The organism is Bradyrhizobium sp. STM 3557 (assembly GCF_045571465.1).
Lineage (GTDB): Bacteria > Pseudomonadota > Alphaproteobacteria > Rhizobiales > Xanthobacteraceae > Bradyrhizobium.
This window is the reverse complement of sequence record NZ_CP120697.1, coordinates 3,901,868-3,919,592: the sequence shown is the minus strand read 5'-3', so window position 1 is coordinate 3,919,592 and position 17,725 is coordinate 3,901,868. Positions and strand designations below refer to the sequence as shown.

16 protein-coding genes are annotated in these 17,725 nt (G+C 64.2%); 7 read left to right on the top strand and 9 right to left on the bottom strand.

Annotation, left to right across the window (positions count from 1 at the left end):
* Positions 1–76 precede the first annotated feature (76 nt).
* Both P6U24_RS17755 and P6U24_RS17750 read left to right on the top strand, forming a co-directional pair.
* Positions 77–1,882 (top strand): PHA/PHB synthase family protein, encoded by a 1,806-nt coding sequence (locus tag P6U24_RS17755; protein ID WP_407160357.1) that lies wholly within the window; start codon positions 77–79, stop codon positions 1,880–1,882.
* Between the two features lie 72 nt (positions 1,883–1,954).
* A complete protein-coding gene (locus tag P6U24_RS17750) occupies positions 1,955–2,353 on the top strand; it encodes an MAPEG family protein (RefSeq protein ID WP_407160356.1) in 399 nt (132 codons plus the stop codon).
* 15 nt (positions 2,354–2,368) lie between these two features.
* On the opposite strand, the gene P6U24_RS17745 is transcribed toward P6U24_RS17750, so the two are convergent.
* The 3 genes from P6U24_RS17745 to P6U24_RS17735 all read right to left on the bottom strand — a co-directional run bounded on the left by P6U24_RS17745 (position 2,369) and on the right by P6U24_RS17735 (position 5,486).
* On the bottom strand, positions 2,369–3,589 hold the full coding sequence (locus P6U24_RS17745; protein ID WP_407160355.1) for a threonine ammonia-lyase: 1,221 nt from the start codon (positions 3,587–3,589) through the stop codon (positions 2,369–2,371).
* Positions 3,590–3,611: 22 nt separating this feature from the next.
* Positions 3,612–4,598, bottom strand: coding sequence for an N-acetyl-gamma-glutamyl-phosphate reductase (gene argC / locus P6U24_RS17740; protein ID WP_407160354.1), 987 nt, complete (start codon positions 4,596–4,598; stop codon positions 3,612–3,614).
* Between the two features lie 357 nt (positions 4,599–4,955).
* Positions 4,956–5,486, bottom strand: coding sequence for a DedA family protein (locus P6U24_RS17735; RefSeq protein WP_407160353.1), 531 nt, complete (start codon positions 5,484–5,486; stop codon positions 4,956–4,958).
* 269 nt (positions 5,487–5,755) lie between these two features.
* Between P6U24_RS17735 and parE the strand changes: the two genes are divergently transcribed.
* From parE to P6U24_RS17715, 4 genes are all read left to right on the top strand, one after another.
* The gene (gene parE, locus P6U24_RS17730) at positions 5,756–7,825 is read left to right on the top strand and encodes a DNA topoisomerase IV subunit B (RefSeq protein WP_407160352.1); all 2,070 of its coding nucleotides are present in this window, start codon (positions 5,756–5,758) and stop codon (positions 7,823–7,825) included.
* Positions 7,826–8,082: 257 nt separating this feature from the next.
* Positions 8,083–8,859, top strand: a complete 777-nt coding sequence (locus P6U24_RS17725) for an outer membrane protein (RefSeq protein ID WP_407160351.1) — start codon at positions 8,083–8,085, stop codon at positions 8,857–8,859.
* 169 nt (positions 8,860–9,028) lie between these two features.
* Positions 9,029–9,217 carry a hypothetical protein gene (locus P6U24_RS17720; protein ID WP_407160350.1) on the top strand — a complete coding sequence of 63 codons (189 nt, stop codon included), beginning with the start codon at positions 9,029–9,031 and terminating at the stop codon, positions 9,215–9,217.
* 21 nt (positions 9,218–9,238) lie between these two features.
* A complete protein-coding gene (locus P6U24_RS17715; protein ID WP_407160349.1) occupies positions 9,239–10,009 on the top strand; it encodes an SDR family NAD(P)-dependent oxidoreductase in 771 nt (256 codons plus the stop codon).
* Between the two features lie 93 nt (positions 10,010–10,102).
* Here P6U24_RS17715 and P6U24_RS17710 read toward each other — a convergent pair whose 3' ends face one another.
* Positions 10,103–11,614 carry a caspase domain-containing protein gene (locus P6U24_RS17710; RefSeq protein ID WP_407160348.1) on the bottom strand — a complete coding sequence of 504 codons (1,512 nt, stop codon included), beginning with the start codon at positions 11,612–11,614 and terminating at the stop codon, positions 10,103–10,105.
* A gap of 509 nt (positions 11,615–12,123) precedes the next feature.
* Between P6U24_RS17710 and P6U24_RS17705 the strand changes: the two genes are divergently transcribed.
* Positions 12,124–13,548 (top strand): DEAD/DEAH box helicase, encoded by a 1,425-nt coding sequence (locus P6U24_RS17705; protein WP_407160347.1) that lies wholly within the window; start codon positions 12,124–12,126, stop codon positions 13,546–13,548.
* Here the strand turns inward: P6U24_RS17705 and P6U24_RS17700 are convergent.
* The 5 genes from P6U24_RS17700 to sufD form a co-directional block, all read right to left on the bottom strand.
* Positions 13,523–14,080, bottom strand: coding sequence for a TfoX/Sxy family protein (locus tag P6U24_RS17700; RefSeq protein ID WP_407160346.1), 558 nt, complete (start codon positions 14,078–14,080; stop codon positions 13,523–13,525). The genes P6U24_RS17705 and P6U24_RS17700 overlap by 26 nt on opposite strands.
* Before the next feature lie 203 nt (positions 14,081–14,283).
* On the bottom strand, positions 14,284–14,688 hold the full coding sequence (locus P6U24_RS17695; RefSeq protein WP_407160345.1) for a HesB/IscA family protein: 405 nt from the start codon (positions 14,686–14,688) through the stop codon (positions 14,284–14,286).
* 78 nt (positions 14,689–14,766) lie between these two features.
* Positions 14,767–15,138 carry an SUF system Fe-S cluster assembly protein gene (locus P6U24_RS17690; RefSeq protein WP_407160344.1) on the bottom strand — a complete coding sequence of 124 codons (372 nt, stop codon included), beginning with the start codon at positions 15,136–15,138 and terminating at the stop codon, positions 14,767–14,769.
* Positions 15,135–16,382 (bottom strand): cysteine desulfurase, encoded by a 1,248-nt coding sequence (locus P6U24_RS17685; RefSeq protein WP_407160500.1) that lies wholly within the window; start codon positions 16,380–16,382, stop codon positions 15,135–15,137. Before P6U24_RS17685 ends, P6U24_RS17690 begins: the two co-directional genes overlap by 4 nt.
* Before the next feature lie 4 nt (positions 16,383–16,386).
* Positions 16,387–17,709: a Fe-S cluster assembly protein SufD gene (gene sufD, locus P6U24_RS17680; protein ID WP_407160343.1), complete on the bottom strand. Its 1,323-nt coding sequence runs from the start codon at positions 17,707–17,709 to the stop codon at positions 16,387–16,389.
* Positions 17,710–17,725 lie beyond the last annotated feature (16 nt).

Sequence of the window (17,725 nt, the reverse complement as noted above, 5' to 3'; positions counted from 1 at the left end):
GAAATCGGTGCGAACTCGCGGATTGTTGATCTCGCGCGGTGACGAACCGTCCGCGACACGTTAGTGTATTTCGGCCATGAGCGACGTACCCACCGAGACCAAACCAGCCCAGACGTTCGATGCGGAAGCCTTCGCGATGAACATCGCGCGGGCAATGGAAAATGGTGGCAAGGCGCTCGCCGCCTATCTCAAGCCGCGCGAGAGCGGCGAGGTGCAGGATCGGCCGCCGCCCGAGCTTGCCGAGATGATCAAGTCGTTCACTGCTGTGGCCGAATATTGGCTGTCGGACAACGACCGCGCCGCCGACATCCAGACCCGGATCGGCAAGGGCTATCTCGACCTCTGGGGCTCTGCGATGCGCCGCCTTGCCGGCGAGCAGGCGCCGCCCGCGATCTCGCCCTCGCCGCGCGACAAGCGTTTCGCCGACCCTGAATGGAAGTCGAACCAGTTCTTCGACTTCATCATGCAGGCCTATCTTTTGACCACGCAGTGGGCGCAGGACCTCGTGCATAACGCGGAAGGGCTCGACCCCGCCACGCGCAAGAAGGCGGAGTTCTACGTCAACCAGATCACCAACGCGCTGTCGCCGTCCAACTTCGTGCTCACCAATCCCGAACTGTTGCGCCACACATTGACGTCGAGCGGCAACAATCTGGCGCGCGGCATGCAGATGCTCGCGGAGGACATCGAGGCCGGCAAGGGCATGCTGAAGATCCGCCAGTCCGATCCGGCCAATCTCGAGGTCGGCGTCAACATGGCGACGACGCCGGGCAAGGTGATCTTCCAGAACGAAATGATGCAGCTGATCCAGTACACGCCGACCACGGAGAAGGTGCTGCGCACCCCGCTCCTGATCGTGCCGCCCTGGATCAACAAGTTCTACATCCTGGACCTGCGGCCGGAAAAGTCCTTCATCAAATGGTGCGTCGATCAGGGCGTCACCGTGTTCGTCATCTCCTGGGTCAATCCGGACAAGTCGCTCGGGACCAAGACCTGGGACGACTACATGAAGGAAGGCCCGCTGACCGCGATGGACGTCATCGAGCGCGCCACCGGCGAGATGAAGGTCCACACCATGGGCTATTGCGTCGGCGGCACCCTGCTCGCCACCACGCTGGCTTGGCTCGCGGACAAGCGCCGGCAGCGAGTGACCTCGGCGACGCTGCTCGCCGCGCAGGTCGATTTCACCCACGCCGGCGATTTGCTCGTGTTCGTCGACGAGAACCAGATCTCGGCGCTCGAGCGCGACATGCAGGCCTCGGGCGTGCTCGAAGGCAGCAAGATGGCGATGGCCTTCAACATGCTGCGCTCGAACGACCTGATCTGGTCCTATGTCGTCAACAACTACCTGAAGGGTCAGCCGCCGTCGGCATTCGACCTCCTGCACTGGAATTCCGATGCCACCCGCATGGCGGCGGCCAATCATTCCTACTACTTACGCAACTGCTATTTGGAGAACCGGCTGACCTCCGGCACCATGGTGCTGGACAACACACTGCTCGATCTCTCCAAGGTCAAGGTGCCGATCTACAATCTCGCCACCCGCGAGGATCACATCGCGCCGGCCGATTCAGTGCTCTACGGCTCGCAATTCTTCGGCGGCCCGGTGAAATATGTGCTGTCGGGCTCGGGCCACATTGCCGGCGTCGTAAATCCGCCGGCCTCGGGCAAGTACCAGTACTGGACCAACGACGCGATCAAGGACATCTCGCTGCAGGACTGGATCAAGGGCGCGCAGGAGCACAAGGGCTCGTGGTGGCCGGACTGGCGGCAATGGCTCGGCGAGCTCGACCCAGAAGAAGTTCCGGCACGCACCGTCGGCAGCGACGCCCTGCCTCCGCTCGAGGACGCGCCCGGCAGCTATGTGCGCGTCCGCGCGTAGCGCTTCCAGCCGCGCTTTTGTATAATTCCCCTCGCCCACCGGGATGGGACGATATCAGTCGAGGGGAAATACATGACGCGCGAATTGTTCTGGCTGACGCTGACGGTCATCCTGACCGGGCTCTTGTGGATTCCCTATGTCGTCAACCGCTGCCAGGTGCGCGGGCTCGCAGGCGCAATGGCCAACCCGCAGCGCGGCGACAAGCCGCTTGCCGACTGGGCAAGCCGGCTGATGTTCGCGCACGACAATGCGGTCGAGAACCTCGTGATCTTCGCGCCGCTGGTCTTGATCCTCAACGCCATCGACTATTCGACCAAATGGACCGTGCTGGCCTGCGCCGTCTATTTTTGGGCACGGGTCGCACATCTGATCGTCTACACGCTGGGTCTGCCGGTGTTCCGCACGCTCGCTTTCACCGTTGGCTTCCTGGCGCAAGCCGTGCTGGCGGTTGCGATCTTCGGCTGGCTGTAAGTCCCTATTGCTTGCTCAGGTGCAGCGAGCCTGAAAACCCGCTGCCGCCAGCGCGGCCATCACCTCGTCCAGATGCGTCTGGTCGCGGGTTTCGATGACGAGCCCCAGCAGGGTCGCCTTGGCCGGCAGGTCTGAGAAGGTGCGCTGGTGCGACACCTCGATGATGTTGGCGCCGGCATTGCCGAGCAGATGCGACACCGCGGCGAGCTGGCCGGGCCGGTCGACGATGTCGATCGTCAGCTGCGTCAGCCGGCCCTCGCGCGCGAGCTCGCGCGTCAGCACCGAGGCGATCAACCTTGTGTCGATGTTGCCGCCGCTCAGCACCAGACCGACGTTGCGCCCGGCGAAGCGCTCCGGGTGCGCCAGTACCGCGGCAAGCCCGCTGGCGCCCGCCCCCTCCACCACCGTCTTCTCGATCGAGATCAGCGCTGCCACCGCGCGCTCAATCTCAGGCTCGGTGACCAGCACGATGTCATCGACCAGCGCGCGGATGATCTCGGTCGTGATCCGGCCCGGCGCCTTGACCGCAATGCCTTCGGCCAGCGTATCGCCGCGCATCGGCAGCGCGCCGCCATTGATGGCATTGTGCATCGACGGATAAAGTGCGGCCTGCACACCGACGATCCGCAACGCGGGATTGAGTGCGCGCGCGGCGATCGCGATGCCCGAGATCAGCCCGCCGCCGCCGATCGGCACCACCAGCGTGTCAAGCTCCGGCACCGCGGCCAGCATTTCGAGGCCAATGGTGCCCTGCCCCGCGATGATCAGCGGATCGTCGTAAGGATGGATCAGCGTCATCCCATGCGCCGCGGCATGATCGCGGACGAACGCCCCCGCTTCCTCCAGGGTTGCGCCTGAAATGATCACCTGGGCACCATGCCGCCTGGTGTTCTCGATCTTCACCATCGGCGTGCCCATCGGCATCACGATGGTTGCGGGAATGCCGAGACGCCTCGCATGATACGCCACGCCCTGCGCATGATTTCCCGCCGACATCGCGATCACGCCGCACCTGCGTTCATCGGCCGAGAGCGCCTGCAGGCGGTTGAGCGCGCCCCGTTCCTTGAACGAGGCGGTGAACTGCAGGTTCTCGAACTTCAGCCAGATGTTGCAGCCGCAGATCTCGCCGAGCGTGCGGGTCTGGTTGCAGGCGGTCGCCAGCACCGCGCCGCGGATCGTCGCGGCAGCGGCCTGCACATCCGCCGGCGTCACCGGCAGAGCCTTCTTGTCGCTCACGGTTTCGCGTCCTTGTTCGAACTCAATCGATCTCCGGCAATCCGAGCATCAGCCGCATGTTCTGCACCGCCGCGCCCGAGGCACCCTTGCCGAGATTGTCGAGCCGCGCCACCAGCACCGCCTGGTGATGCTTGTCACTGGCAAAGACGTAGAGCTCGAGCTTGTTGGTGTCGTTGAGCGCCTCCGGCTCCAGCCGTCCGCTCTTGGCCGCGTCATTCTCCAGCGGCATGACCGAGACGAACCTGCTTCCCGCATAATGCTTCGCCAGCGCGGCCTGCAGATCGGCGCCGGTGGGCTTGCCCGGCAGCGTATCGAGCTGCAACGGAATCGACACCAGCATGCCCTGTCGATAATTGCCGACCGAAGGCACGAAGATCGGCCGCCGCGTCAGCTTCGAATAGAGTTGCAGCTCCGGCAGATGCTTGTGCTCGAAGCCGAGGCCGTAGAGCTCGAAATGCGGCGCAGTGCCGTTCTCGAAGCTTGCGATCATCGACTTGCCGCCGCCGGAATAGCCACTGACCGCATTCACGGTCACCGGATAGTCAGATGGAAGCAGGCCTGCATCGACAAGCGGCCGCAGCAGCGCGATGCCACCGGTCGGATAGCAGCCGGGATTGGAGACCTTCCCGGCATGGCGGATCTTGTCGGCCTGGCCCGCCGCGAGCTCGGGAAAGCCGTAGGTCCAGTCGGGTGCGACGCGGAAAGCGGTCGAGGCGTCGATCACCTTGGGCGCGGCATTGCCCAGGCTGTCGATCAACGCCGCCGTCTCCTTGGCCGCCTCATCGGGCAGGCAGAGGATGACGAGGTCGACCTGCTCCATCAACGCCTTCTTGGCACCGGGGTCCTTGCGCTTGTCCTCGGCGATGGTCTTCACCGTAATGTCGCTCTGACGGCTCAGCCGCTCCGCGATGCCGAGGCCGGTGGTGCCCGACCCGCCATCGACGAACACGGAGCGTGTCGTGGTGGCTTGGGCATGATCTTTCGGCTGCTTGGTCTCGATCAAGGTCATGACACGCTCCGTTCAAAGCTCATGGGCAGAGATAAGCATCCGCGCCGTTGATCGCGAGCGCGCGTCCGCGCGGCCTGGGCTTGCGGGACAGTCTGGCTTGAATGGCGGCCGCGTATGCATTGGAAAACTCCTGCTGGACGAAGGAGCCGCCTGATCGAACCGCGCTGCAAGGGAGAATGCCGCGGGACAGGATCCGGCGGCAGGGGCTGTGATCTAAACGCAGACAACCGCCCGTACCGCGAGAGCACGGCGGCGGCGCATGGCAAACAGAATGGTCGAGGCGTTGATCATCGGCATCGCTATAGGGCTGGGTTCCGCCGGCGTCAAGCATGCCCCCCTGGAGATGCAAAGCGGTCGTCAGACCACGCGCCACAGCCATTCCATGATCCGCGCGATCACGTCTCCGAACAGCAACAATGCTGCGGCCCACACCAGGGCCGAGACGAAATTGGCGATCTGAAACCGCACATAGTCCATCTCGAAGATGCCGGCCGCGAGCGGCACCGAGGCCCGCAACGGCCCGAAGAAGCGGCCGATGAAGATGCTGGGCACGCCCCACTTGCGCACGAAGGCCTCCCCTCGCGGCAACAGGTCCGGATAGCGCGACAGCGGCCACATCGCGGCGACCTGCTCCTTGTAGCGGTAGCCGAACCAATAGGAGACCCAGTCGCCTAGCGCAGCACCAAAGCCGCCAGCCAGCCAGATCGGCCAGAAACTGATGCCACTTGCCCCGATCAGCGCCCCGATCGCGACCAGCGCGCCCCAGGCCGGGATCAGCAGCGAGATGAAGGCTAGCGATTCACCGAATGCAAGCAGGAGCACGATCGGAGCGGCCCAGGCCTGGTGGTCGCGCACGAACTCGGCGACCGCGCGCCCAAAATCTTCCATCCCGATCGCCTTCCGTCCAAGCGCGCGTTTAAATCTTTGAAGCCTTTTAGGGTTCCCGTGAACGCGACTGGTACGCCGTGGAACCGCAATACTTCAAGTCACAAAGGCCGGCTCCGCGCGTGAAAGTGGCCGGCCGAGTGCCTATCTCCAGGCGGTAAGATCGCCCCGATAAGCGCCGGTCATTGTTTTCCGTCCATCCATGGCATAGTCAGGCCAACCGATTCGTCGTGCCCCGGCGCTCCGCGCGGTGCATGCAGGCTATCAAATCTATGGACAAGCCATTGAAATCCGCAGCCAAAACTAAGGCAAAGCCCGGTGAGATGCTGGCGCAGGCCGCCAAGGCCGCCGTGAAGAGCAAGGCCCCGGCCAAGGCGGCCGCGCGTGCAGCCGGGTCAGAGGGCGAATATACCGCCCGCGACATCGAGGTCCTCGAGGGCCTGGAGCCGGTGCGCCGTCGCCCCGGCATGTATATCGGCGGCACCGACGAGAAGGCGCTGCATCACCTGTTCGCCGAGGTCATCGACAACTCGATGGACGAAGCGCTCGCCGGCCACGCCACTTTCATCGAGGTCGAACTGGATGGCGAGGGCTTCCTGACCGTGACCGACAACGGCCGCGGCATCCCGATTGATCCCCATCCCAAATTTCCGAAGAAGTCGGCGCTCGAGATCATCATGTGCACGCTGCACGCGGGCGGCAAGTTCGACTCCAAGGTCTACGAGACCTCGGGCGGCCTGCACGGCGTTGGCATCTCCGTGGTGAACGCGCTCTCGACCCGGCTCGAGGTCGAGGTCGCGCGCAACCAGAAGCTCTATCGCATGGTGTTCGAGCGCGGCCACCCCAAGGGCAAGCTCGAGGAGGTCGGCAAGGCCCCCAACCGCCGCGGCACCAAGGTGCGCTTCCAGCCCGATCCGACCATCTTCGGCGCCAAGGCGACGTTCAAGCCGCAGCGCCTGTTCAATATGACGCGCTCGAAGGCCTATCTGTTCGGCGGCGTCGAGATCCGCTGGAAATGCGACCCCGCGCTGCTCAAGGGCATCGAGGACGTCCCGTCCGAAGCGGCCTTCCACTTTCCTGGCGGCCTCAAGGACTATCTGGCAGGGGCGATCCACGCCGACGCGCTGGTGCATCCGGATATTTTCGCCGGCAAATCGGGCCGCACGGGCGGCCATGGCGGCTGCGAATGGGCTGTCGCCTGGACTGCGGACGCGGACGGCTTCCTCTACTCCTACTGCAACACGATTCCGACGCATGACGGCGGCACCCATGAATCGGGCATCCGCAGCGCGTTGCTGCGCGGCCTGAAGGATCACGCCGAGCGCGCCGGCCAGGGCAAGCGCGCCGCCTCCATCACGTCCGAAGACATCATGGTGGGCGCCGCCATCATGCTATCGGTGTTCGTGCGCGAGCCGGAGTTCCAGGGCCAGACCAAGGACCGCCTTGCCACCGCCGAGGCGCAGCGAATCGTGGAGCAGGCGGTCAAGGATCCGTTCGACCACTGGCTGTCCGGCAACCCGATGCAGGCGAATCGGTTGCTCGATTTCGTCATCGAGCGTGCCGAGGAGCGCATCCGCCGCCGCCAAGAGAAGGAAACTCAGCGCAAGACCGCGACCAAGAAGCTCCGCCTCCCCGGCAAGCTCTCCGACTGCAGCGATGCAGGGACGGCAAATTCAGAGCTCTTCATCGTCGAGGGTGATTCGGCCGGCGGTAGCGCCAAGGCGGCGCGCGACCGCAAGACCCAGGCGGTGCTGCCGCTGCGTGGCAAGATCCTCAACGTGGCTTCCGCCGGCAAGGACAAGCTGACCGCCAACGCCCAGCTGTCGGACCTCGTCCTGGCGATGGGCGCCGGCACCGGCGCGCATTACCGCGAAGAGGACCTGCGGTATCAGCGCATCATCATCATGACCGACGCCGACGTCGACGGTGCCCATATCGCCTCGCTGCTGATCACCTTCTTCTACCGGCAGATGCCGCGGCTGATCGACGAGGGGCATCTCTATCTGGCCGTGCCGCCACTCTACAAGCTGACCCATGGCGCCAAGTCCGTCTACGCGCGAGACGATGCCCATAAGGAGGAGCTGCTGAAGAGCCAGTTCCACGCCAACGCGAAGGTGGAGATCAGCCGTTTCAAAGGTCTCGGCGAAATGAGCGCTGTGCAGCTCAAGGAGACCACCATGGACCCCGCCAAGCGCACGCTGCTGCGCGTGATGCTGCTGGCCGACGACCGCGAAGGCACTGCCGATTCGGTCGAGCGGTTGATGGGCACCAAGGCCGAAGCACGCTTCGCCTTCATCTCGGAAAAAGCGGAATTCGCCAGCGACGACCTGCTCGACGTTTAGTCTTCCGCAACCATGCAAGCCCCTTTTTTCGGGCTTCCCGTGCTAATTGCAGGTTCCATGCTGGCGGCGTGGGACCTGTTTTCATTTGTAAGATCAGTACTTTGGCGAAAGATAGCGCAGCCAGCCATACCCTTTTCGGACCGGTGTGCCTACCGTGCAACAGCATTTCCACGGTGATGGGCTATATTGAGGCACATCAGGCGAGGGAATCGCCGACACGACTATCTGCCACTGCGGCATATCTTGGGGATTTGGATATGAAAAAGTTCTTGCTCGCTTCGGTCGCGCTGATGGCGCTGACTGGTGCCGCGTCGGCAGCCGACCTCGCTGCACGGCCTTACACCAAGGCTCCGATGGTCGCGCCGGTCGCGCCGAGCTGGACCGGCTTCTATATCTTCGGCGGTGCCGGCGGTGGCATCTGGGATGCCGACTCGCACACCAACGTTCTCGGCGTGCCGGCAACAATCGATCAGCGCGTCGGCGGTGACGGCTGGTTCGGCACCGTCGGTATCGGCTATGACTGGCAGGTCAGCAACTGGGTGATCGGCGCCTTCGCCGATGGCCAGTTCGGCAGCCTGCGCGGCACGATTCAGGATCAGTTCGCTGCCCTGACCGGCCGTATCAAGATGGAAGACGCCTGGGCCGCTGGTGCCCGCGTCGGCTATCTCGTTGCGCCGAATGTGCTCTCCTACGTCAATGCCGGTTACTCTGGCTCGCACTGGTCGGGTGCTGGCCTGACCGATCTCACCGGTGCGGCCTCCGGCTTCCATACCGACTCGTTCAACCGCAACGGCTGGTTCGTTGGCGGCGGTGTCGAAAACAACCTGAACATCTTCGGCATTTCGGCGCCGGGCTGGTTCATGAAGACCGAATATCGCGCCGCTTACTACGATCGCAAGGATGTCGCCGTCCGGACGGATGTCGGCAATCTGGCGACCACGGATACCGTCAGCTTCAAGCCGTGGGTCCAGACCATCAGCACCTCGCTGGTCTACCGCTTCAACTGGACCGGCCCGGTCGTCGCGAAGTACTGATCTTTCGTCCCTCTCTGACGAACGGAAAGCCCCGGCCCTGCCGGGGCCTTTTGTTTGTGCGTCGAGTATTCGCGCCATGCGGCACGTCGCTCTGGCGATCGTATCAGGCTGCCGCTACGCTTGTCGCACGATAGACCGGGACAGCCGGCGAGCGGCAGGGAGGACGACCATGCGCAGAGCTATGCTGATCGCTGGCCTGTTCCTGCTCGCCCTCGGCCTACTCTGGATCGGCCAAGGCACCGGCATCATCGCCTGGCCAAGCACGAGCTTCATGGTCAACCAGCTGCAATGGGCGGCATACGGAGCCGCGGTCGCCGCACTCGGGCTGGTGCTGATCTGGCAAGCCAGCAACCGCTAAACCGAACCTGGGAATGACATCATGACAGCTTCTTCTTTCGATCTTCGCGGCAAGGTCGCCATCGTGACTGGCGGCAATGGCGGCATCGGGCTCGGCATGGCCCGGGGCCTCGCGGACGCAGGGGCCAACATCGCGGTGGTCGGGCGCAACGAGGCGAAATCCTCTGCCGCGGTCGAGGACCTCAGGGCGCGCGGCGTTCGCGCCATCGCAGTCGCAACCGACGTCACCGACAAGGACGCCGTCGCTGCCATGATCGCACGTGTCACCGGCGAGCTTGGCCGCATCGACATCCTCATCAACAATGCCGGCATGAGCATCCGTAAGCCGCCACACGTCGTCGAGCCGGACGAGTGGCAGCAGGTCATCGATACCAATCTGACCAGCGCCTTTCTCTGCTCGAAGGCCGCCTACCCCGCGCTGAAGGCCGCCAGCGCCGGCAAGATCATCAATATCGGCTCGATGATGTCGATCTTCGGCGCCAGCTTCGCGCCGGCCTATGCCGCGAGCAAGGGCGGCATCGTGCAGTTCACCCGCGCCTGTGCCTGCGCCTGGGCCGCCGACAACATCCAGGTCAATGCGATCCTGCCGGGCTGGATCGACACCGATCTCACGAAGGCCGCCCGCAAACAGGTCGATGGCCTGCATGATCGCGTACTGGCGCGCACGCCGGCCGGTCGCTGGGGCGACATCGGCGACTTCGCAGGGATCGCCGTCTTCCTGAGCTCGCCCGCATCGGATTTCATCACCGGCACCGCGATTCCGGTCGACGGCGGATACTCGGTCTCGGCCTAGCTGTTCGGCGCTATCGCCGAAAGCTCTTGATCTCTACGCAAACGCCATTGGCGTTTGTCGTGACGGAGAACCGGTTTCATTTGTCGGAATGCGCTATCGCCGGAAGCTCTTGATCTCGGACACGCTGCCGTCGCGATAGGTGAGCTCGACCGAGACGAACTTCGTCGAGGGCGGCAGCTTCAGATAGGGCGAAGCATCCGACGGAATCGAGATCGGATCCTTCATGTTGCAGGCGGGCATGGTGAGGAGCTTATCAGGCATCGATGTATCGATGCCGATCTTCACCTGCCGGATCGCGCAGCGATACGACATCAGATGCGTATAATAGACGAGCAGCCCGTTGAACTCACGGAACGAGAGCCAGCTCGTCGAGGTCATGTCGAGGATCTTGCGCTGGTCGTGGATCAGCGCGGCTTCCGGATCGAACTTGATCGGAAACGGCCCCTGCATCTCGCCATTGGCATCGATGTAGCGCACCTGGAGGGTGCCGCCCGGCGTATCGGCCGGCAGCTGGATCGAGAAATTCGGCATGCGCTTGCGGGTTCGTGGATCGAGAATGTCCATGAAACCTGTCTCGCGGAAATCACCGGAATCACCGAGACGCCACGAAATTCCGAGTGCGGGATCGACGATCGAGAAGGTGATGCTCCAGCCGCCATTGTTGCGCGAGAACATTGCGATCGGCGCATTCAGCGACTCATTGGCGGGCGGCACGCGCGGCACCGACACTGGCGGCAATGCGGCCAGCTTCGGCTGTGCCGCTGCCGGCGCGGCATTCTCCGGCGCCCCCTTGGCAAGGCCGTTGAGGAAGACGTCATCGACCATCTGGTCGAAATAGACCGGGATCTGCTTGTGATGCACGCTCTCGGCGAGCTCGCTGACCAGCCGGCGCGTCCGCTGCGCGATCTGCACCATGTTGAGGCCGGGCTGGACCAGCTCCTTGGCGAAGGTGCGCGTGAACACCGAGTTCGGATTGGCGTCTTCGTTGGAGAGGCGGTCGAGCGCGGTCTGCCGCGGCCCGGCCGAAAACACCGAGAACACGCCTTCCGGCAATTGAGTCATCGGTGCCAGCCCACCGCCGCCGGCGACCGCGCGCGTGCCGGGCCGCTCGAACGGATTGTTGCGGCAGGCATCGAATACCAGGATCGAGGTGCGCGCTTTCTTGTTCTGCAGCCGCTCGATGATGCGGTCGGCGAGCACGGAGGCGTCACGCACCAGCTCCTCCTGTCCCTCGGTCGCGGCAGGTACATCCGTCGGCAGCAGGAAGTTCTGGCCGGCGATCTCGAAGCCATGGCCGGCATAGAAGAAGAAGGCGGTATCGCCCGGCTCGACCGTATTGTCGAAGGTCAGCAGCGCCTCGCTGAACTGCTGGCGGTTGAGGTTCTCCGCGACCATGACGTTGAAGCCGAGCTGCTTCAGCGCATCGCCCATGGCGCGGGCATCGTTGACCGCCTTCTGCAGCTTCGGCACGCTCTTGTAGTCATTATTGCCGATCACCAGCGCCACGCGTTTGGCGGCGTAAGCGGGCGTTGCGAGTGGCAGGACAACCGCGATGACGATAGTCGCAAGGCCGCATGCGAAACAGGTCTTCAACAATCTTGTCATCGGCTTCCCTGCCCTGCGGCGCGACATCCTGCGTTCGGCGTCGCGTCCGAGCTGTCTGTGCCATAGTCGAAAAGTCATTGCCACCGGTTCGACCGCCGCCCGGAAGGCGATGCTCGCTCCAGAAACGAAACAGCACTGTGACAAAGGAGGCCAGCGCTTGGAATAGCTCGGCAACGCGCCGAACAGGCGTTTTCCGGCGTCGAATCACTTGACCGGAAAATGAAGGGTTTGCTGCTTGTTTGTACGAAAACATTAGGGTTTTTCGGCGCTTTCGGGGCCTTCTCCATTGACTTTGGGCGATTTCCCCCTATGTTCCGTGTCGACGCGGCTCGGGACCGGATCGGGTTCCTTCAAGATTGACCGCGGGTCTGCGTAAGTCAGAGAGCCCCCAGCTTTTCGAAGAGCACGCCGTTTCGGGGCTGAACGCGACCACAGCCTTTACCCCTCGATTCCTAACGGCGGCGTCGATAAGAGGCCCCGTCGCCCAAGGCGCTTCACATAGAGGCTCGATGTCTTTTTCCAATCTCGGTTTGTCCGACAAGGTGCTCGCCGCTGTCGCGGCAACTGGTTACACCAATCCCACTCCCATCCAGGAACAGGCGATCCCCCATGTGCTGGCACGCAAGGACGTGCTCGGCATCGCCCAGACCGGCACCGGCAAGACCGCGGCCTTCGTGCTCCCGATGCTCACCATCCTGGAAAAGGGCCGCGCCCGGGCCCGCATGCCTCGCACGCTGATCCTGGAGCCAACCCGCGAGCTTGCTGCCCAGGTGAAGGAAAGCTTCGATCGCTACGGCGCCGGCCAGAAGCTCAACGTCGCGCTGCTGATCGGCGGAGTCTCGTTCGGCGACCAGGACTCCAAGCTGACGCGCGGCGTCGACGTGTTGATCGCCACGCCCGGACGCCTGCTCGATCACACCGAACGCGGCGGCCTGCTCCTCACTGGCGTCGAGCTGCTGGTGATCGACGAAGCCGATCGCATGCTGGACATGGGCTTCATCCCGGACATCGAGCGCATCTGCAAGCTGGTTCCCTTTACCCGCCAGACGCTGTTCTTCACCGCCACCATGCCGCCGGAAATCCGGCGCGTCACCGAGGCCTTCCTGCACAATCCGCAGAAGGTCGAAGTCTCCCGGCCCGCCACGACGGCAGTCACCGTCACCCAGTCGCAAGTTCCCTCCGGCCGCGAGGCCCATCAGAAGCGCGACGTGCTGCGCCGCCTGCTCCGCGACGCCAAGGACCTCAAGAACGCGATCATCTTCTGCAATCGCAAGCGAGACGTCGCCATTCTTCACAAATCGCTGCAGAAGCACGGCTTCAGCGCCGGCGCGCTGCACGGCGACATGGACCAGTCGGCCCGCATGGCCGCGCTCGATCAGTTCCGCAAGGGTGAGCTGCCGCTGCTGGTGGCCTCCGACGTCGCCGCCCGCGGCCTCGACATTCCCGAAGTCAGCCACGTCTTCAATTTCGACGTGCCGCATCATCCCGACGACTACGTCCACCGGATCGGCCGCACCGGCCGCGCCGGCCGCACCGGCACCGCAATCTCGATCGTCACATCGCTCGATACGAAGTCGATCGCTGCGATCGAGAAGCTGATCGGCCAGCCGATCCCGCGCAGCGACGTCGAATACGACCTGCAGGAGGCGGCGGCCGAAGATCGCGAGCCGCGCGCGCGTGAAGGCTCTCGGCGCGGACGCAGCAAGGTCAGCTCGCGCGAGCGCGAGCCGCGCCGCGCCCATAGTGAACCGCGCCGCTCGGAGGGCGAGCCGCGCCATGCCAATGGCGCGCGCGGCAGCGCGACGCCCGCACCGCAGCCCGCCTCACCGGGACGGACGCCGATGCGACGTCCGCACCGCGAGCCCGACAACGAGCCCGCGGATCATTCGCATCTTCCGGCATTCCTGCTCAGGCCGGTGCGCGCGCCGCTCTGAGCTTCCTCCGCTCTCGAAGCGGTTCGGCCTTCGTGGGCGACTTTCCGGTCGGCGGCCGCTTCATCCGAGCGTTGGCGGCTGACGGCGTTTTCTTGCCGGTCGCGCGCGCTTTGGTTGTTCGTGCCTTTTCGGGCGTTCGTGCCTTGGCTGGCGGCTTTGCAGCCTTCGCCGCCGCGGCTGTCTTGGACTTGCGCGGCTTCCGGGCGCGCTTCTTCAGCGCCGCGCGCTGGGCTGCGCCGAGCGCCGCCCTTGCCCATTCGCTGAGTTCCTCGGTGTCGTCGAACAGCCGCGCCGGCAATTGCCAGTAGGACGCCACAGTGACCGATCGCGTGCTGGTCTGATAGGAGAACGGCTTGGAGCCCTCGGCCTCGAACCGGGGGATGGTTTCGTCATCGGCACGGAAGAACAGGCCGGCGCGCAGGGACAGCGCGAAATTGACGCCGTCGACCGAGATGCCATAGCCGGAGAACATCCGCCGGATGGTCACGGGGCCAAAATCAGCGAACAGGTCGGTGAGGAATTCGCGGTCCATCGCCAGAACTCAACTGTCGTCCGCCGCCTTGCGCGCAATTGCGCACTAGCGCAGGGATTCACAATCACAAGGCATGAGGTAGGGCACGCTCGTAGTTCCAGCGTACCCTAGCACATCTCCCTGTGGTTATGGATCCCGCATCGCGCTCACCGCGCAAGAGCGCGGCTGGCTTTCCCGGACGACAGCTGAGTTTGACGCGCGAGCTAGACTTCCGCCGGCTTGAGCTGCACCGACTCGCCGCAGCCGCACGCGGAAACCTCGTTCGGGTTCTTGAACACGAACTGCGCCTGCATCTTGTCGGCCTTGTAGTCCATCTCGGTGCCGAGCAGGAACAGCACGGCCTTGGGATCGACCAGGATCTTGACGCCCTTGTCCTCGACCACCTCGTCGGTCGGCCGGATGTCGTGGGCGTATTCGACGGTGTAGGACTGCCCGGCGCAGCCGCCGTTCTTGACGCCGACGCGCAGGCCGACGATCTCGGAATCGGCGCGCTGGGCGAGCTCGCGAATGCGATCCGCTGCGGCGTCGGTCAGCTTCATCACCTGCGGACGGGGCCGCGGTTTCGGCTTGGCGGAAACGGTCGATGCTTGCTGTGTCATGTCCTTCATGTGGTCAATCCCGGCAGCCAATCAATCCCGCATTCAAATGCCAAAGCCTATCTGGCGACGCCTGGCTGTTGTGACGCGTCACCACATGTTGAGCACGAGGCGGGCCTCGTCGCTCATCCGGTCAGGCGTCCAGGCCGGCTCCCAGACGATATTGACGCTCACGACGCCCACGCCGGGCACGCTGGCGATCGCGTTCTCGACCATGGTCGGCAGCTCGCCGGCCGCCGGACAGTTCGGCGTCGTCAAGGTCATCACCACATCGACGCTGCGGTCGTCCTTGATATCAACCTTGTAGATCAGGCCGAGCTCGTAGATGTCGGCCGGGATTTCCGGATCGAACACGGTCTTCAGCGCCGCGATGATCTCGCGCGTCAGCCGCTCGGTCTCTTCCGGGCCAAGCGCCGAATGCGTCTCCAGGGCCGCGTTCTTGATTTCCGCCGTGTCACTCATGCGAACAGTTCCCGCGCCTTGATCAGCGCCTGTGCCAGTTGATCAACCTCGTCCCGCGTATTGTACATGCCGAACGAGGCCCGGCACGTCGCGGTCACGTTGAATCGTTCCAGAAGCGGCATCACGCAGTGGGTGCCGGCCCGCACCGCGATGCCCTGGCGGTCGATCACGGTGGCGACATCGTGGGCATGGGCACCTTTCAGCTCGAAGGAGATCACCGGGCCCTTGTTCTTGGCGGTGCCGATCAGCCGCAGCGAGTTGATCTCGCGCAGCTTCTCCTGCGCATATTCGACAAGGTCATGCTCATGGGCCGCGATGCGCGCTTTGCCGATCGAATTGACGTAGTCGATCGCGGCGCCGAGCCCGATCGCCTGCACGATCGGCGGCGTGCCGGCTTCGAACTTGTGCGGCGGATCGCCATAGGTGACCCAGTCCTTGGCAACCTCGCGGATCATCTCACCGCCACCATTGTAGGGGCGCATCGCGACGAGGTGCTCATGCTTGGCGTAGAGCACGCCGATCCCGGTCGGGCCGTACAGCTTGTGACCAGTAAAGGCGTAGAAGTCGCAGTCGATGTCCTGCACGTCGACCGGCAGGTGCACCGCGCCTTGCGCACCGTCCACCAGCACCTTGATGCCGCGGGCATGGGCGACCCTGACGACCTCCTTCACCGGCACGGCGGTGCCGAGCGCGTTCGACATCTGGGTGATCGCAACCAGCTTGGTACGCGGCGACAGCAGCTTCTCGAACTCCTCGATCAGGAAGTTGCCCTCGTCGTCGACCGGCGCCCATTTGATCACGGCGCCATGGCGCTCCCTCAGGAAATGCCAGGGCACGATGTTGGAATGGTGCTCCATGATCGAGAGCACGATCTCGTCGCCCTCGCCGATGTTCGGCTCGCCGAAAGACGACGCCACCAGGTTGATCGCCTCGGTGACGTTGCGGGTGAAGATGATCTCTTCAGATCGGCTGGCGTTGAGGAACTGTGCGACCTTGCCGCGCGCGCCCTCATAGGCCTCGGTGGCGGCATTGGCGAGATAATGCAGGCCGCGATGCACATTGGCGTATTCGGACGTGTAGGCTTCCGTGAGACGGTCGAGCACGGCCTTCGGCTTCTGCGCCGAGGCGGCGTTGTCGAGATAGACCAGGTCCTTGCCGTAGACCTTGAGCGCAAGCGCCGGGAAATCGGCGCGCACCCACGCGACGTCGTAGGAGCCGTTGGCGACGGCCGGATGGGTGCTCACGCCCTCACTCATGATATCGCGCCTCCAGCCAGGCCTGCGCGGCGTCGATCACGCGCTCACGCAGGGACTCGTCTTCGATGGCCTCGATGGCTTCGCCGACGAAGGCCTGGATCAGCAGCGCCTGCGCCTGCTTCTCGGGAAGACCGCGCGCGCGAAGATAGAACAGCAGGCTCTCGTCGAGCGCGCCGGAGGTGGCGCCATGGCCGCAGGAGACGTCGTCGGCGAAGATCTCCAGCTCCGGCTTGTTGTCGGCCTCGGCCTCGTCGGAGAGCAGCAGCGCCCGCGTCATCATCTTGCCGTCGGTCTTCTGCGCGTCGGGCTTGACGATGATGCGGCCTTGGAACACCGAATGGGCGCGATCGTCGAGCACCGCGCGGAAGTTCTCGCGGCTGGTGCAGCCCGGCACAGCATGATCGACCACCAATGTCATGTCCCCATGCTGTTTGCCGCGGAGCAGGTTGACGCCGTTGATCGTGAGCTCGCTGTCCTCGCCGGTCAGGGTGATGAAACCCTGCAAACGGCTCAAGCTGCCGCCGCTCGTCATGTTGAACAGGTTGAGCTTGGAGTTGGCGCCGACCGTGAACAGGACGGAGGTGATGTTGGTGGCATCATTCGCATCGCGCATCAGTCGGATGTGCGACAGCGCCGCGTCGTCGCCGAGCGAGATGATGACGGTATCGTTGGCCTGATAAGCGGACGCGCCTTCGGCAGCGACGCAGGTTTCGACTAGGTTCACGCGTGCGCCATTGCCGATTTGCAGATGCGAACGGGTGTAGCGCGACGCCTTCCCGGCAGTCGCGACATGGATCAACTGCAACGGTCGCGACAACTGCACACCATCGGCAATTCCGACCACCACGCCATCTGTCGCCAGTGCAGCGTTCAACGAGATCATCGGATCGGTCGAGGTCGTCAGCAAGAGCTCGGCACGTGACTCGCTGGCTTCGTTCTCCAGCACATCCCGCAGCGTCTGCAGGCTGATGCCCGCCTCGGCACCATCGGACAGTTCGGCCGCGAACACGCCATCGACGAGCACCAGCTTGATGGCACCTTCAACCGCAACAGACTCGAGCGCGGCCTTCGCGCGCGCCAGCGCCGCCGCATCGGGCGCGTCCGCCAGCGGCAGCAGCTCGCGCATCAGCGCACGCAAATCGGTGTATTTCCATTCCTCGACCCGGCGGTGCGGCAAGCCCAACCGTTCGAAGGTGGCGAATGCCTGCGCCCGCAGCTCAGCGACCTTGCCGGTGCCAGGCAGGCGCGCGCGGGCAAGCGTGAAGAGATCGCTTCCCGTGCGGCTCTTATCGGTCTTGACCAAAACAACGTTCATCGCAAATCCAATCGCG

What these genes read in the sequence shown, in the direction of transcription:
- sufD (WP_407160343.1), bottom strand. Translation starts at nt 17,709, where the DNA reads ATGAACGTTGTTTTGGTCAAGACCGATAAGAGCCGCACGGGAAGCGAT.
- argC (WP_407160354.1), bottom strand. Translation starts at nt 4,598, where the DNA reads ATGACCTTGATCGAGACCAAGCAGCCGAAAGATCATGCCCAAGCCACC.
- P6U24_RS17695 (WP_407160345.1), bottom strand. Translation starts at nt 14,688, where the DNA reads ATGAAGGACATGACACAGCAAGCATCGACCGTTTCCGCCAAGCCGAAA.
- P6U24_RS17710 (WP_407160348.1), bottom strand. Translation starts at nt 11,614, where the DNA reads ATGACAAGATTGTTGAAGACCTGTTTCGCATGCGGCCTTGCGACTATC.
- parE (WP_407160352.1), top strand. Translation starts at nt 5,756, where the DNA reads ATGGACAAGCCATTGAAATCCGCAGCCAAAACTAAGGCAAAGCCCGGT.
- P6U24_RS17755 (WP_407160357.1), top strand. Translation starts at nt 77, where the DNA reads ATGAGCGACGTACCCACCGAGACCAAACCAGCCCAGACGTTCGATGCG.
- P6U24_RS17720 (WP_407160350.1), top strand. Translation starts at nt 9,029, where the DNA reads ATGCGCAGAGCTATGCTGATCGCTGGCCTGTTCCTGCTCGCCCTCGGC.
- P6U24_RS17705 (WP_407160347.1), top strand. Translation starts at nt 12,124, where the DNA reads ATGTCTTTTTCCAATCTCGGTTTGTCCGACAAGGTGCTCGCCGCTGTC.
- P6U24_RS17715 (WP_407160349.1), top strand. Translation starts at nt 9,239, where the DNA reads ATGACAGCTTCTTCTTTCGATCTTCGCGGCAAGGTCGCCATCGTGACT.
- P6U24_RS17735 (WP_407160353.1), bottom strand. Translation starts at nt 5,486, where the DNA reads ATGGAAGATTTTGGGCGCGCGGTCGCCGAGTTCGTGCGCGACCACCAG.
- P6U24_RS17725 (WP_407160351.1), top strand. Translation starts at nt 8,083, where the DNA reads ATGAAAAAGTTCTTGCTCGCTTCGGTCGCGCTGATGGCGCTGACTGGT.
- P6U24_RS17700 (WP_407160346.1), bottom strand. Translation starts at nt 14,080, where the DNA reads ATGGACCGCGAATTCCTCACCGACCTGTTCGCTGATTTTGGCCCCGTG.
- P6U24_RS17750 (WP_407160356.1), top strand. Translation starts at nt 1,955, where the DNA reads ATGACGCGCGAATTGTTCTGGCTGACGCTGACGGTCATCCTGACCGGG.
- P6U24_RS17690 (WP_407160344.1), bottom strand. Translation starts at nt 15,138, where the DNA reads ATGAGTGACACGGCGGAAATCAAGAACGCGGCCCTGGAGACGCATTCG.